Source organism: Flavobacterium sp. ZB4R12, assembly GCF_048276375.1.
GTDB lineage: Bacteria > Bacteroidota > Bacteroidia > Flavobacteriales > Flavobacteriaceae > Flavobacterium > Flavobacterium gawalongense.
This window is the reverse complement of sequence record NZ_JBLNKS010000022.1, coordinates 1-15,645: the sequence shown is the minus strand read 5'-3', so window position 1 is coordinate 15,645 and position 15,645 is coordinate 1. Positions and strand designations below refer to the sequence as shown.

Below are 15,645 nucleotides of genomic sequence, written 5' to 3'. Positions count from 1 at the left end.
ATCAAATGTGTTAATATGACGTAATGTACATATTTTTTTAATTCAAAACTTATTCCTAATACGATTTAACTATTTCATTCTAATTTTTCAATTATAATCAATTCATTGTGTACTTCGACTCTTGGAATCGTTTTTATTTTGAATCGATTTTCATAAAATTCAGAGACATATTTTTGATTTCTTATGTTTTGGGATTCATTCAAAATCATGGTATTGAAAAGAATAAAACCTCGATTTCTTAAAAGAAAACAGATACGATTAATAAAATAGGTTTCAAATAAAAAATTTGGCATTGTTGTATCTTGAAAAATATCAATAATAATCAAATCGTATTTATTTTTAGTTTTCAAAACAAATTCGAATGCATCTTCAATTACAATATCGAGTTGGGGTATTTTATCTAAGTCAAAATATTTATTTGCTATTCTGATTATATCTGAATCAATTTCAACTCCGGTTATTTTTCCTTTATAATTAATCTCATCAACCAATGTTTTTATAACGCTGCCACCAGCTACTCCCAAAACTAGAATACGTTCCATGGCGGCTATTTTTTCATAGCCAATATTTTTTAATCCTATTCTTAAAATACGTTGCAAACTTCCATAAGAATAATTCGCATTTTCAGAATCTAAAACTAATTCACCATTTGCCCAGGTTACCTCAATCGATTTACTCAATGAAGATTTCGTTTGATAAATTTTTATTGGAATTAGATAACTGAATATTTTTTTAATCATTAGTGACAGTTTTACTCAAAAATAAGATATAAATTATTTATTTTGTACGAAAGAATTGAAGAATGAAGAAACAATTTTATAAATGGATATTTTTCAAGCTTATGGGTTGGAAAATAGTTGGGACGATTGATCCGAATATCAAAAAATGTGTGATGATGGTAATGCCGCATACCAGTGCGCATGATTTTTATTTGGGAATTTTTACTAGAGGAATAACTGGATTAGAAATGAATTGGGTAGGTAAGAAAGAATTGTTCCGTTTTCCTTTTGGATTTTATTTTAGATATATGGGAGGAGAACCTTTGGATCGTACTGGAGGTTTGAATAAAGTAGATTCTATTGCGGCGATTTTTCAAAGAAAAGAAGTTTTTCGTCTGGCCGTTGCTCCTGAGGGAACTCGAAAAAAAGTTGCTGAACTAAAAACAGGATTTTATTATATTGCTTTGAAAGTAAATGTTCCCATAATTCCTGTCGCTTTTGATTTTGGACAAAAAGAAGTGAATTTGGGAACTCCATTAATGCCTTCAGGAAATATAGAAGCCGACATGACTATTTTGAAAAAACACTATATAGGAGTAGAAGGTAAAATTCCGGAAAAAGGATATAAAGAATAAATCCAGTCTTTTTGATTGTTCGAAGAAAATTTCAAAACTGTTTTCAGTTTTAAAAACAACACAAAGCGGTTTAAAAATTAATCAGGGGTGTACACCTTAAAAGTTCCATTTTTGTAAAAGAATACAATTTTTTCTATTTCACCCGAAGTAGATTCTTTTACGATATGTTGACTTTCCATTTTTTTAGTTTCCAATGCATTTATCGGATTTGTATTTTTTATTTCTGAGAATAAATTTTCAGGAATAATTTTGTTGTTTAATGGAGTAGGGATATTTTGCTTTACAACCTCTTCAAATATATTTTCTTTTTTATCGATGTGTTCCGTATTTTTTGGAAATGTTCCTTTTCCATTCAAAATCCAATACAAATCAATATCAGGAAAAATGTCTAAAATTTTGAGGATAAAATCCAGACTTGGTTTGTTTCTTCCTGAAAGTAGGTGAGACAAACTCGAACGCTGAACGCCAATTTTATCTGCAAAAGAAGAAGCATTCAGACCGTAATAATCCAGTATAATTTCTAATCTTTTAATAAAATCTTCTATGTTTACCATTGTAAATTCGGATTAAAAATAATCTATTTACAAATGTAACTAAATTAAGTGAAAGCGCCAAAATTACAAGTGTAAATAGTCTTTATTTTAATAATTTAATTAAAGTTTTATTACAAGTAAACATATTTAATTTACTGATAAACAATATTATATTTTATATCTATTTTAATAGTAACATTTGTCAATTATGATAAGTTTGTTTGGTGTAGTAGAAGGTGACAAAGTGTTTACAGCATTGAAATAATTAAAAACATTTTTGTTTACAAATGTAAATACAAAGATGTTTACTTTTGTAAATCAAATAAAGTAGCATGAATTTAGAAGAATTATTTAATCAATATAAAGAAGAATCTATCCAAGGTCGCTATATCACTTTGGATTCCATTGAACCTTTATTGCAAAAATTAAACACCAATAATCAACTGAAAATTATTGGAAAATCAGTCCTTGGAAAACCTGTTTATTCGTACCAAATTGGGGAAGGTGAAACTAAAATTTTTCTTTGGTCTCAGATGCATGGAAATGAAAGTACTACTACAAAAGCCCTTTTTGACTTCTTAAATGTACTTAATAGTGGTTCGGATTTAGCGAAGCAATTGCTTAGAAACTTCACTTTTTGCAGTATTCCGATGTTAAATCCTGACGGAGCAACTTTATATACGCGTGAAAATGCTAATAAAGTCGATCTGAATCGAGACTCTCAGAACCTTTCACAACCTGAAAGCAAGATATTAAGAGAAACTTTCGAATCTTTTAAGCCTGATTATTGCTTTAATCTTCATGATCAGCGTACTATATTTGGAGTTAGTGATACAGGAAAATCTGCAACATTGTCCTTTTTAGCGCCTTCTTATAATGAAGAAAGGGAGATAAACGAATCCAGATTAAAAGCGATTAATTTGATTGCGGGCATAAATGAAGTGTTACAGCAGTATTTACCAAATCAAATAGGACGTTTTGATGATTCTTTCAATATAAATTGTATTGGAGATACGTTTCAGTCATTAGGAGTTTCAACTTTATTGTTTGAAGCAGGACATTTTGCAAATGATTATGATAGGGAAGAAACAAGAAAATTTGTTTTCATGGCGCTAGTTTCCAGTTTTACGACACTTTGCGAAAACGTTATAGTTGATAACAGAATTGACAAATATTTGAATATTCCTCAAAATAAAGTCGTTTTTTATGATTTAATGTATAAAAACATCAAAATAAATTATGATGGTATCGAAATAATCACCAATTTTGCAGCACAATACAAAGAAGAGTTAATTGAAAATCAGATTTGCTTTAATGCTTATATTTCACAAATTGGCGAATTAGAAAATCATTTTGGTCATTATGTATATGATGCTAAAGGAGCGTTATATAAAGATGACTATGATAATTTTCCGAAATTAAATCAAAAAGCTGATTTTTACTTAGATAATAACATAAAATTTGTTAACGGAATGATAAAAATATAATATTTATGTCGTTTTATTAATTTTTATGTATATTTTTATACTTTGTAATAGCAATTATTAATATTAATTAAAGAAATATGAGTAAGTTTCGTTTAGATGAAGTAGATCACCAGATATTAGATATGTTGATAGATAACACAAGAGTTCCATTTACAGATATAGCAAAAAAATTGTTGATTTCTGCAGGAACGGTGCATGTTAGAGTAAAAAAAATGGAAGATGCAGGAATTATAATGGGATCCTCATTAGTTCTTGATTATGACAAATTAGGGTATTCTTTTATTGCATATGTAGGTGTTTTTCTTAACAATACGTCTCAAACAAAATTTGTTTTAGAGCGTATTAATGAAATTCCTTATGTAACAGTTGCGTCTGTAACAACAGGTAAATTTAATATTTTCTGTAAAATCAGGGCTAAAGATACGAAACATGCTAAGGATGTTATCTTTATGATTGATGATATAGAAGGTGTTTACAGAACAGAAACTATGATTTCACTTGAAGAAAGTATAAATGATAAGAAGCGCCTAATGCATACGATTTTTAAAAATATGTAATTAATCTTGAACGCTATATTCTAAAATATAACCTCAAGTTTATTCTTGGGGTTTTTTTATGACAAATTAACTAACTAAATCAACTATAACTGAATTATGTACACGCTGCCTAAAATAGAACGTTTCAATCAAGATGTTCTTTCAAAATATCACATTTATAATAGTGTTTTTATTACATTACCATTTGATTCTATAGATAATACAGGTGTTTTACTCCCTTTGTTTACAGATGTTTGTGATACGGGTTTTAAAAAACAAGAAACGCCTAAAGAAATAGTCGATTTTTTCGCTAAAAGATATTTACATAGCGCTTCAGAAACAGAAAAAATTGATTTAATGTTTCGTTTTATTCAATATATCGAACGCCAAATTGTATTGTTTGACGCTATTGAAGACGCTGCTTTTCCAGTAGTAAACAATATGGAAGGAAGGGGATCGTTAAGAGATATAAAAGAAAAATCAGAAGCGAAAGATAAGGAAGAGGAGTTAATTAATTTCTTGGAAAATTTTAATGTAAGAACGGTTTTAACGGCTCATCCTACACAGTTTTATCCTGGAGCAGTGTTGGGAATTATCAATGATTTGACTGAGGCAATTCGTAAAAATAACTTGCTTGATATCAAACAATTATTGGCGCAATTGGGTAAAACTCCATTTATTCAAAATGAAAAACCAAATCCTTTTGATGAAGCAGTAAGTTTGATTTGGTATCTTGAGAATGTGTTTTATAAAACTTCGGGAGATATGGTCCATTATCTTCAGAAGAATATTTTTAATGGAAATTCAATTAAAAATCCATTAATTAAACTTGGATTTTGGCCAGGTGGAGACCGAGATGGAAATCCATTTGTAACTACAGAGATTACTTTGAAAGTTGCAGAGCGTTTGAGAACTTCTATATTGAAATGTTATTACGTAGAAATGAGAAATTTAAAACGTAAGTTAACATTCCCAGGTGTAGATGTTTTAGTTTCTGAACTTGAATACAAGCTTTATCGTTCTGTTTTTTATTCACGAGGGGAGATTTTTATCACTTTGGATGAATTTAAGTCACAGTTAAAAAAAATCAAACAAATAATTATAGATCAGCATCAATCATTATATCTTGATGAGTTGGACTCCCTTTTAATTAAAGTGAATTTATTTGGTTTTCATTTTGCCTCTTTGGATATTCGTCAAAATAGTAAAATTCACGATGCTGTATTTAATGACGTTGTAGCATTTTATTTGAATTCAAATCCTGGTGTTTTTCCTGAAAATTATTTTGAATTATCAGAAGAAGAGAAATTTGCAGTTCTTTCTAATGTTAATGGAGATCTAAATCCTAATGTATTTAATGATGAAATGACTAGATCGACTATTGAATCGATTCAGGCTATAAAAACAATACAGGAAAAGAATGGAGAATTTGGTGCAAACCGCTATATCATCAGTAATAACGAAAGTGCACTTAATGTGATGGAAACTTTTGCATTATTCCGTTTGAGTAACTGGGAAAATCCATCTGTTGATATTATTCCGCTTTTTGAATCCGTTGATGATTTGCAAAATGCGCATGCTATCATGGAGAAATTATATATGAACCCAGCTTATGCAAAACACTTAACCAATAGAAATAATAAGCAAACAATCATGCTTGGCTTTTCTGACGGTACAAAAGATGGGGGTTATTTAATGGCAAACTGGAGTATTTATAAAGCTAAGGAAGAGTTAACTGCAATCTCCAGAAAATATGGTATAAAAGCAATTTTCTTTGATGGTCGTGGCGGACCTCCTGCTCGTGGTGGTGGAAAAACACATAAGTTCTATGCTTCATTGGGTCCGAATATTGAAAATAATGAAATTCAGGTTACAGTACAAGGTCAAACGATAAGCTCTAATTTCGGAACTTTAGATTCTTGTCGTTATAATTTGGAGAATTTATTAAGTGCTGGTGTAACCAATCAAGTTTTTAGTAAAGGGCAAAATGAATTGACTACTGGTGAGAAAGATATTTTAGATCAATTAGCAGAGTTAGGATATGAAAAGTATTTAAGCTTTAAAAATCATCCTAAATTCATTCCTTATTTGGAACAAATGAGTACTTTGAAATATTACGCTAAAACTAATATTGGAAGCCGACCATCAAAAAGAAGTAAATCTGAAAGTTTAGATTTTGCAGATTTGAGAGCGATTCCTTTTGTAGGTTCTTGGAGTCAGTTAAAACAAAATGTACCAGGATTTTTTGGGGTAGGATCTGCTTTGAAACATTTTGAAGATACGGATCAATGGAATAAAGTTCAGGATTTATATGACAACTCTTTGTTCTTTAAAACCTTATTGGAAAACAGTATGATGTCATTGGCAAAATCTTTTTTCCCATTAACTGCTTACATGAAAAAAGATCCTGATTTTGGTGCTTTTTGGCAAATAATTTACGATGAATTTTTAGAAACAAAACGTTTGCTTTTGAAAATTGCAGGGCATGAAGAATTAATGGAGAATTATCCTGATGGTAAAGCATCCATACAAATAAGAGAACGTATTGTATTGCCATTGTTAACGATACAGCAATATGCTTTATTGAGAATTAATGAAATTAATAAAGAAAAAAATCCAGATCTAAGCTTGATTAAAGTTTACGAAAAAATTGTAACCCGTTCTCTTTTTGGAAACACAAACGCAAGTAGAAATTCAGCTTAATTGTAAAAAATGAAAACAGATCAATTGCCTGTAAGTGAATATTCTGAATTTAACGCAACTTATATTAAAGCTGCCGGAAATGTTGAAATGATTGATGAATTGGAAATTTGTCTTCACGATTTTATTCGTTTTGTGCAAAATATTCCCATGGATAAATTTGATTACAGGTACGCCGAAGGGAAGTGGACAATCAAGGACATCATTCAACACATGATTGATACGGAACGGATTTTTGCTTATCGTGCGTTGCGAATTTCCAGAAATGACAAAACACCATTACCTGGTTTTGAAGAAAACGATTATGTAGATAACACGAATGCAAACAATAGAAATATTAAGGACTTATTAGCTGAATTATCAGCAGTTAGACATTCTAATTTATTTCTTTTTAAAAGTTTTTCAGAGGAACAATTAAGGAGAATCGGAACTGCTTCTAATACGTCTATTTCAGTTCGTGCAATAGGTTTTATTATTATTGGTCATCAAAAACACCATCAAAAGGTTTTCCAAGAAAGATATTTATAGGGTATTCAAAACAAGTGGACCAGATTTTCAGCTTGTTTTTAAAAGACATTGTATTAGCAGGACTAGTTGAAGGCATCACATGATATGTGATGCCTTTTATTTGCCCGAATTTTTTTAGAAAGTATTTATGACTTTCTTTTCCGTTAAAGATGATTTTAGTGATTGCCGGAAATTCTTTGAACAATGTTTCAAAATTATTTTCTTTTTGATTTTTGATGTGGATGTCCAAACTCCCTTTTCTTTCACAATTTTCTAAAACATCCCATATTCCAATTTTATTGGCTTGCAATAATTGTATTTTTTCTTCAAAAATTTCTGATATTGGCAGATTATCTAAGAGTGTATACATTATTTTCCAGAAATGATTTCTTTTGTGCGCATAATATTCCTGTTTTTCCAAAGAAGCTATGCCAGGCATCGTTCCTAAAATCAAAATTTCAGTTTTAGAATTTACAAAAGGAGCAAATGATTGTATCATAATTTTTAAAGTGCCGTTTTTTCTTTTTCTAGTATGGCCAATGCCAATCGGATTTTTCCGTAATCTATTTTTTCTTCAAAATAATCAAAATACGGTTTCAAGGCATTTGGAGATTCCAGTTTTATTTGTGCTTCAGCAATTTGAGATACTTCTTCTTTTGATATAAGCGGATTTAAATCAATAGCAGCTCCGTCAACATATAATTTGGCTAAATGTGACATAATCGTGCTTAAACCTAATTTTCGCTTTTGAGAAATTTCTTCAACTGATAATCCATTTTGGTACAATTCTAATGTCTCTTTATAAGTTGTGGCTTCTTTCTTTTTTTTTACAACTTTGGACTTTTGAAAATCAATGATAGCTTTTATAAATATATCGCCATATTTTTCCAATTTTGCTTTCCCTACGCCATCAATAGCAAGTAATTCCTGGTCGCTCATTGGTCTTTCGGTTTCCATTTGGCGTAAAGCCGCATCACTAAAAATGACATAGGCAGGAACGGATTCTTCTTTAGAGATTTCGTAACGCAGTTTTCGTAACGTTTCAAAAAGTGAATTCGCATTAGATTTGCTTTTCACTTCTTTGACTTCTTGTTTGTCAATATTGATTTTTTGAACTATAGTCAATTGTACTTTTTCTCCTTCAAACAAGACTTTTTTTGCAAGGGTAGTCAGTCTAATTTTGTTTTGTTGATGAAAAGCAATTTCGCAATACCCCAAATTGATGAGTTGGATTAAATATTGGTTCCAATCAAACCAAGAAAGATCAATGCCGACGCCATAAGTTTTTAGATTTTGATATTCTTTTTCGTAAATATAGGTGTTTTTTGAACCACGCAAGAAGTCAATGATTACGGGTAATGGTTCCGTTTCCTGCAAACGAATAATCGCTGACAATGCTTTTTGAGTAATTACCGTACCGTCGAAAAAAGACGGCGGGTTTTTGCAAATATCACAATTTCCACAGTTCTCCGTAACTAATTCTCCAAAATACGAAAGCAATATTTTCCTGCGACAACTTAAGGCATCTGCATATTGTTTCATTCTTTCTAGTTTTGCCAATTGTACTTCGGCATTCAAACCCTGTGAGGCAAATTTTTGCAATTGAATGACGTCACCGTAGCTTTCAAACAATACCGTTTCAGATGGTAATCCATCGCGACCGGCACGACCAATTTCTTGATAATAGCCTTCTATGTTTTTTGGTAAATTATAATGAATCACCCAACGAACATTTGATTTGTCAATTCCCATTCCAAAAGCTATTGTGGCGCAAACTACTTGGCAATCGTCATTGATGAACTCGTCTTGGGTTTTTGAACGAATCTTGTTGTCTAAACCAGCGTGATAGGCTTTAGCATTAATGCCAATTTTTTGTAATTTTTCGGCAAGTTCCTCCGTTGTTTTTCTGCTTAAGCAATACACTATTCCTGATTCGTTTGGTTTTTCTTGAATGAAATCGATAATCTGTTTTACTCGATCTAAAGCAGGACGAACCTCTAAACTTAGGTTTTTTCTATCAAAAGAAGCTACGAATATTTTAGGATTTATTAGATTTAATTGTCCGCTAATATCCTTACGGGTAGCTTTATCAGCAGTCGCAGTTAAAGCTAAGATTGGAGTAGAAGGGAAGCGATTTTTTAGATAACCCAAGTTAGTGTAAGCAGGACGAAAATCGTGTCCCCAGGCCGAAATGCAGTGGGCTTCGTCAATAGCAATAAGACTTATGGTTAAACTATTGAAAATAGTATCAAGATATGATAAGCTTTCCGGAGCAATATAAACTAATTTTATAATGTTCGCTTTTAAGCTTTCAATATAAAATTGACGTTCGCCTTCGGTTTGGCTGCTATTTATAAAACAAGCTTGAATACCGTTCGCTTTCAAACTATCCACTTGGTCTTTCATTAAAGCAATTAGTGGGGAAATTACGATTGTTATTCCTGGTAGAATCAATGCAGGTAATTGAAAACAAATTGATTTTCCACCGCCTGTTGGCATAATAGCCAAAGTATCTTGACCGGAAAGTACACCATTTATTATGTCTTCCTGATTGGGTCTGAATTTTTCAAAACCAAAGTTTTCCTTGAGTTTGGTATGTAAAATTTGTTGCGTCATTTTGGCGTATATTTTGAATTCTAAATTAACAAAAAAAGGAACTCGTTTGGGAGTTCCTTTTTTATTTTTATCGAAAAGTTAAATTAATCTTCGTCATCTTCATCGTCTTCGTCCGATATATCTTTATCTTCAATATCATCATCGTCATCGTCTCCATCATCTCCTGTATCAGAATCTGGCTTGTCTAGATTGTCATCGTCATCATCATCATCGGCTGAATCATCATCATCATCGACTGAATCATCATCATCATCATCAAGCTCTAGACCGCTAATTGGTTCTACAACTGCATCTATATCATCATCTTCGTCGTAATTTTCAATTCTATCAGCCAATTTTGTACTGACTTTTACTAAATAAATAGTGTCTTCAGTCCGTACTTCAACAGCTTCTATTAATTCGTTTTTAGCATTTCTAAAGCGGATAATGTCTGAATCATCATATCCGTCAGGAAATTTTTCTACCAAAAGGTTTAAAATTTCATTTGTAAGTTTTGCGTAATCAACTATTACTCTTTTCATAAAGTTATTCTATAAATCTAATAAATAAGCGAAAATTAAAGGTGCCACAATCGTAGCATCGGACTCAATAATAAACTTTGGAGTTTTTATATCTAATTTGCCCCAAGTAATTTTTTCATTCGGTACCGCTCCAGAATAAGAACCATAACTGGTTGTCGAATCTGAAATCTGACAAAAATAACTCCAAAACGGAATGTCATGCATTTCCATATCTTGGTATAACATTGGGACAACACATATTGGAAAATCTCCTGCAATTCCTCCACCAATTTGGAAAAAGCCTACACCATTGGTACTGTTTTTTGGGTACCAATCAGATAAGAAAACCATATATTCTATACCTGATTTCATTGTAGATGCTTTTAATTCACCTTTAATAACATACGATGCAAATATATTTCCCATGGTACTGTCTTCCCATCCTGGAACAATAATAGGTAAATTTTTCTCGGCAGCTGCATACATCCAACTGTCTTTTAAGTCAATTTCATAATATTCTTCAAGAACACCTGAAAGTAACATTTTGTACATAAATTCATGTGGAAAATATCTTTCGCCTTTATCATCGGCATCTTTCCAAATTTTGTAAATATGTTTTTGCAAACGACGAAATGCTTCGTGTTCCGGAATACAAGTATCGGTAACTCGGTTTAAACCTCTTTCTAATAAATCCCACTCATCCTGAGGAGTCAAATCTCTATAATTTGGAACTCTTTCATAATGAGAATGGGCTACCAAATTCATAATGTCTTCTTCAAGATTTGCACCTGTACAGGAAATAATTTGAACTTTGTCCTGACGAATTATTTCGGCAAAAATCTTTCCAATCTCCGCTGTACTCATAGCACCAGCCATGCTCACCATCATTTTTGCACCGTTGGCTAATTGTTGCTCGTATGCCTTAGCTGCGTCAACTAAAGATGCAGAGTTGAAATGCAGGTAATGCTTCTCAATAAACTGACTGATTGGTCCTTTGCTCATTTTTTTAAATTTAAAGATTTAAAAATCGAAACATTGAATTTGTATTTCAAATTTAACGAATTTTTAAATTGACTAATTGTATAATTAAGTATTTATTTTTTGTCGTAACCCAATATTTTTAAAACATCATCGGAGGTTTGTTGTTCTGAGAAAACCTCAGTTGCCAAAATTCCGTTTTCGTCTCTATCTATCAGTATGTGTTTGGGTTGCGGAATCAGGCAGTGGTGTAAACCGCCATATCCACCTATTGTTTCCTGATACGCTCCAGTGTTGAAAAATCCGATATATAATGGTTTCTCTTTGTTGTATTTTGGCAAATATATAGCATTCATATTTTGCTCTGAATTGTAATAATCATCGCTATCACAAGTCATTCCGCCCAGTAAAACCCTTTCATAAGTATCATTCCAGCGATTTACCGCTAACATGATAAAGCGTTTGTTGATAGCCCATGTATCTGGCAAAGTAGTGATAAAAGAGGAATCAATCATATTCCATTTTTCTCTGTCATTTTGTTGCTTTTGGTACAAAATCTGATAAATTGCTCCGCCACTTTCACCTACGGTATAGGAACCAAATTCGGTAAAAATATTTGGAACATCAACTTCTGCTTCGTCGCAGGCTATTTTTATCTGATTGATAATTTCATCAATCATGTACTGATAGTCATATTCAAATGCCAATGAGTTTTTGATTGGAAAACCACCACCAATATTTAATCCATCTAATGTAGGACATTCTTTTTTTAATGCAACATAAACTTTGATACATTTTACTAATTCATTCCAGTAGTATGCATTGTCATTGATTCCTGTATTGATAAAAAAGTGCAACATTTTAAGTTCCAATTTTTTATTTTCTTTGATTTCTTTTTTATAAAAAGGAACGATGTTTTTGTATCCAATTCCTAATCTTGAAGTATAAAACTCAAATTTAGGTTCTTCTTCGGCAGCAATACGAATTCCAATTTTGAATTTTCCTTTTATCTGACCTTGAAGTAAATCTAGTTCTTCGTAGTTATCAATAATTGGAATAGCATTTTTATGTCCGTTGTTTACTAACCGAGCTATGTTTTCAATGTATTGATCTCTTTTAAAACCATTGCAAATGATATAAGTACTTTTATTGATTTTTCCATTTGCTAATAAATTTTCAACAATATTAATGTCAAAAGCGGATGAAGTTTCAATGTGAATGTTGTTCTTAAAAGCTTCATTCATAACAAATTCAAAATGAGAGCTTTTTGTGCAATAACAATAATAATACTTAGCCTCATATTTATTTTTCTCCATCGATTTACGAAACCAGCTTTTGGCTTTGTTAATGTTATTGGAAATTTGAGGTAAATAAGTAAATTTTAATGGAGTGCCATATTTCTCTACCAGTTTCATCAAATCAATATTGTGAAACTGAAGATTATCTTTGTTTAAAGTAAACTCTTCTTGTGGAAAGTAATAGGTTTGATTTATTAAATCAGAATATTTTGTATTCATTTAGTTTTCAGGATTTTAGATTAAATATACGTAAAAATAATTAACCTAAAATTCAAACTCTGATATTTGCATAAATAATTTGAAGCTTTTCTTGATCGGCTTTCAAATACTGAAAAACATCAAAACTAAAGTTTCCTTTGATAGAATAAAAACGTTTCAATATTCTTAAAAAAGACATATTGTTTTGGTTTTTCTTAGAACTATAATTTCTCTTGTTTTGACTTTTTTTCATCGCAGCAAATGTAAAAAATATTATATACGTAATGCAATCCTTTTTATAAAAAATAATTAAGATTTATAATCCTGAAACGCTTTAAGAATTAATTCATTTTCAACCGATTGATTGATTTTTATTTTTCCGATGCCTTCTATCAATGCAAACTGGATGTTACCATACTCATTTTTTTTGTCGTGAATAAGTAATTCCAAAATAGGTTCGATATCATTTTCTTCAAAAACAATGTCGTCGTATATAGTCTTGATAGTTGATTTTATTTGAAAATATTCCTCCTGATTGATTAAATTTTTATTTAACGAAATGTAACTTTCCAATATCATTCCAACAGCAATTGCTTCTCCGTGCAATAAAGTAGTTTTGTTTTCATTCTCCAGAAAATAGCTTTCAATCGCATGACCAAGTGTATGACCAAAATTCAATGATTTTCGGATGTTTTTTTCAGTAGGATCTTGCATGACAATTTCATTCTTTATTGCTACAGAACGATATATTAATTCATCAAAATCGACAAAATCAATGGCTTTCAAATCTAGAAATTGCTCCCAATATTCTTTATCATATATCAAACCGTGTTTCAGCATTTCGGCAAGACCGGAACGCATTTCGTTTTGGGGCAATGTGTTAAGATATTGTGTATCTATAAGTACCATTTTTGGCACATTGATTACACCTATTTGGTTTTTTAAATTCCCTAAATCAACACCATTTTTCCCGCCTACAGAAGCATCAACCATGGACAATAGAGTAGTAGGAATATGAATAAAATCAACTCCTCTTTTGAATGTTGAAGCGACAAAACCACCTAAATCAGTAACAACACCACCACCAAGATTAATCACGAGACTTTTTCTGTCGGCACCAAGTTCAGTTAATACATTCCAAATTTGTACACAGGTTTCTATATTCTTGTTTTGTTCCCCTGCTTCAAATTCAATGATTTCAATAGTAAGATCAGTTTCTAAAAAAGGTAGAAATTTTGGCAAACAAAACTCATTTGTATTGCTATCTACAATAATAAATAGGTTAGAATACTTGTTCTCTTTTAAATGAAGGTTTAGTGCTTCATATCCTTTTTCATTGAAATGAATCGGATAACTGTTGGCTTGAATTGATTGCATCTTTATTGATTAATTGAAAGGGCAAAATAAGGTAATTTTTGCTGAATAATATTCAAAACTCTATCTATATTTGTACAAAAATATCACAAAAAATGGAAAAAATATTCAATAATACACAAGTTGCGTTTGCATTAAAAAGCGATACCGAACTCGATAGAGCTTATTTTCTTTTCAAAATGATTGATAATCAGCCTTTAGTTCGAATAGGAACTGCGGTTACTAATTTTGCACTGAAAGCAAATCTTCCTGTTGAAGGTTTAATTCGCGCCACCGTTTTTGACCATTTTTGTGGCGGAGTAAATGAGGTTGACTGTCTTTCTGTGGTTGATAAAATGTTTACCAAAGGTGTTTCGTCTGTATTGGATTATTCTGTTGAAGGAAAAGAAGAGGAAGATCAGTTTGATGCTGCATTGGAAATGACTTTAAAAACGATTGAATTTGCCAAAGAACGCAAAGCGATTCCTTTTGCAGTTTTTAAACCAACTGGGTTTGGTCGTTTTGAATTGTATGAAAAATTAGGAGAAAAACAAACGTTAACTGCCGAAGAGCAAGCCGAATGGAATAGAGTAGTGGAGCGTTTTGATTTGGTTTGTAAAGACGCCCATTCAAAAAATGTTGCACTTCTTATTGATGGTGAAGAAAGTTGGATGCAAGATGCCGCTGATGATTTAGTTACCGAAATGATGCGCAAATACAATAAAGAAAAGCCAATTGTTTTCAATACGCTGCAAATGTATCGTTGGGATCGTTTGGATTATTTGAAAAAATTACACGAAAAAGCCAAAAAAGAAGGGTTTTTAATTGGAATGAAATTGGTTCGTGGTGCCTACATGGAAAAAGAAATTGCGCGTGCTGAAGAGAAAGACTATCCGTCACCAATATGTGCTTCAAAAGAGGCTACAGATGAAAATTACGATGCGGCAGTGCGTTACATGATTGAACATTTAGATATGATGTCTATTTTTGCAGGAACCCATAATGAGGCAAGCACCTATACTCTAATGGAATTGATGCAAGAGAAAGGAATTAAATCAAACGATGACAGAATCTGGTTTGGTCAATTGTACGGAATGAGTGATAATATCAGTTACAATTTAGCCGCTAATGGTTATAATGTTGCTAAATACCTGCCTTTTGGTCCCGTAAAAGATGTGATGCCGTATTTGATTCGTCGTGCTGAAGAAAATACTTCAGTTGCCGGGCAAACCAGTCGTGAATTATCAATGATAAAAGCGGAACGAAAGAGAAGAAAAGGGAAGTAAAATAAAGTTCTCAGTGATCAGTTTTTAGTATTCAGTTATATTAAAATGTATAAAAACTTTCATAAAAAAAATCCATTTGCGAAAAACGAGGGTACTGAAAAACATCACTTATTTTGATTAACGTTCTTTTTTGGACAATAAAAAAAATGCTTATAACAGGATTTAAGCATCCGTTATAAGCGTTTTTATTGGTCCCAAAAGTAGTTAAAACTATGCACTTTAGTGCATTTCGCTTTTAGCTTCTAAAAATGTACATTTGAAATATGGATTTTCAAAGAACAAATGGACATACAGTATCA

At 31.5% G+C, this 15,645-nt stretch carries 14 protein-coding genes; 6 read left to right on the top strand and 8 right to left on the bottom strand.

Annotation, left to right across the window (positions count from 1 at the left end; all coding sequences use genetic code 11):
- Window positions 1-74 precede the first annotated feature (74 nt).
- Window positions 75-740, bottom strand: a complete 666-nt coding sequence (locus ACNO7W_RS14925) for a spermidine synthase (protein ID WP_143388367.1) — start codon at window positions 738-740, stop codon at window positions 75-77.
- Window positions 741-802: 62 nt separating this feature from the next.
- On the opposite strand from ACNO7W_RS14925, the gene ACNO7W_RS14920 reads away from it, so the two are divergent.
- The gene (locus tag ACNO7W_RS14920; RefSeq protein ID WP_417938724.1) at window positions 803-1,354 is read left to right on the top strand and encodes a 1-acyl-sn-glycerol-3-phosphate acyltransferase; all 552 of its coding nucleotides are present in this window, start codon (window positions 803-805) and stop codon (window positions 1,352-1,354) included.
- 77 nt (window positions 1,355-1,431) lie between these two features.
- On the opposite strand, the gene ACNO7W_RS14915 is transcribed toward ACNO7W_RS14920, so the two are convergent.
- The gene (locus ACNO7W_RS14915) at window positions 1,432-1,908 is read right to left on the bottom strand and encodes a helix-turn-helix domain-containing protein (protein ID WP_417938723.1); all 477 of its coding nucleotides are present in this window, start codon (window positions 1,906-1,908) and stop codon (window positions 1,432-1,434) included.
- Window positions 1,909-2,219: 311 nt separating this feature from the next.
- Here ACNO7W_RS14915 and ACNO7W_RS14910 point away from each other — a divergent pair, with 311 nt between their 5' ends.
- The 4 genes from ACNO7W_RS14910 (at window position 2,220) to ACNO7W_RS14895 (ending at window position 7,138) form a co-directional block, all read left to right on the top strand.
- On the top strand, window positions 2,220-3,374 hold the full coding sequence (locus tag ACNO7W_RS14910; RefSeq protein ID WP_417938722.1) for a M14 metallopeptidase family protein: 1,155 nt from the start codon (window positions 2,220-2,222) through the stop codon (window positions 3,372-3,374).
- Between the two features lie 77 nt (window positions 3,375-3,451).
- Window positions 3,452-3,931: an Lrp/AsnC family transcriptional regulator gene (locus ACNO7W_RS14905; RefSeq protein ID WP_035672404.1), complete on the top strand. Its 480-nt coding sequence runs from the start codon at window positions 3,452-3,454 to the stop codon at window positions 3,929-3,931.
- 96 nt (window positions 3,932-4,027) lie between these two features.
- Window positions 4,028-6,613, top strand: coding sequence for a phosphoenolpyruvate carboxylase (locus tag ACNO7W_RS14900; protein WP_417938721.1), 2,586 nt, complete (start codon window positions 4,028-4,030; stop codon window positions 6,611-6,613).
- 9 nt (window positions 6,614-6,622) lie between these two features.
- Window positions 6,623-7,138 carry a DinB family protein gene (locus ACNO7W_RS14895; protein WP_143388372.1) on the top strand — a complete coding sequence of 172 codons (516 nt, stop codon included), beginning with the start codon at window positions 6,623-6,625 and terminating at the stop codon, window positions 7,136-7,138.
- Here the strand turns inward: ACNO7W_RS14895 and ACNO7W_RS14890 are convergent.
- From ACNO7W_RS14890 to aroB, 6 genes are all read right to left on the bottom strand, one after another.
- The gene (locus ACNO7W_RS14890; RefSeq protein WP_417938720.1) at window positions 7,086-7,616 is read right to left on the bottom strand and encodes a DNA-deoxyinosine glycosylase; all 531 of its coding nucleotides are present in this window, start codon (window positions 7,614-7,616) and stop codon (window positions 7,086-7,088) included. The genes ACNO7W_RS14895 and ACNO7W_RS14890 overlap by 53 nt on opposite strands.
- A 5-nt stretch (window positions 7,617-7,621) precedes the next feature.
- Window positions 7,622-9,733 (bottom strand): DNA helicase RecQ, encoded by a 2,112-nt coding sequence (gene recQ, locus ACNO7W_RS14885; RefSeq protein ID WP_417938719.1) that lies wholly within the window; start codon window positions 9,731-9,733, stop codon window positions 7,622-7,624.
- Between the two features lie 83 nt (window positions 9,734-9,816).
- A complete protein-coding gene (locus ACNO7W_RS14880) occupies window positions 9,817-10,254 on the bottom strand; it encodes a DNA primase (protein WP_417938718.1) in 438 nt (145 codons plus the stop codon).
- Between the two features lie 9 nt (window positions 10,255-10,263).
- A complete protein-coding gene (locus ACNO7W_RS14875) occupies window positions 10,264-11,235 on the bottom strand; it encodes a deoxyhypusine synthase family protein (protein WP_035672419.1) in 972 nt (323 codons plus the stop codon).
- Between the two features lie 92 nt (window positions 11,236-11,327).
- A complete protein-coding gene (locus tag ACNO7W_RS14870; protein WP_417938717.1) occupies window positions 11,328-12,728 on the bottom strand; it encodes an arginine decarboxylase in 1,401 nt (466 codons plus the stop codon).
- 288 nt (window positions 12,729-13,016) lie between these two features.
- Window positions 13,017-14,084, bottom strand: coding sequence for a 3-dehydroquinate synthase (gene aroB, locus ACNO7W_RS14865; RefSeq protein ID WP_417938716.1), 1,068 nt, complete (start codon window positions 14,082-14,084; stop codon window positions 13,017-13,019).
- A gap of 92 nt (window positions 14,085-14,176) precedes the next feature.
- On the opposite strand from aroB, the gene ACNO7W_RS14860 reads away from it, so the two are divergent.
- Window positions 14,177-15,346 carry a proline dehydrogenase family protein gene (locus ACNO7W_RS14860; protein ID WP_417938715.1) on the top strand — a complete coding sequence of 390 codons (1,170 nt, stop codon included), beginning with the start codon at window positions 14,177-14,179 and terminating at the stop codon, window positions 15,344-15,346.
- Window positions 15,347-15,645 lie beyond the last annotated feature (299 nt).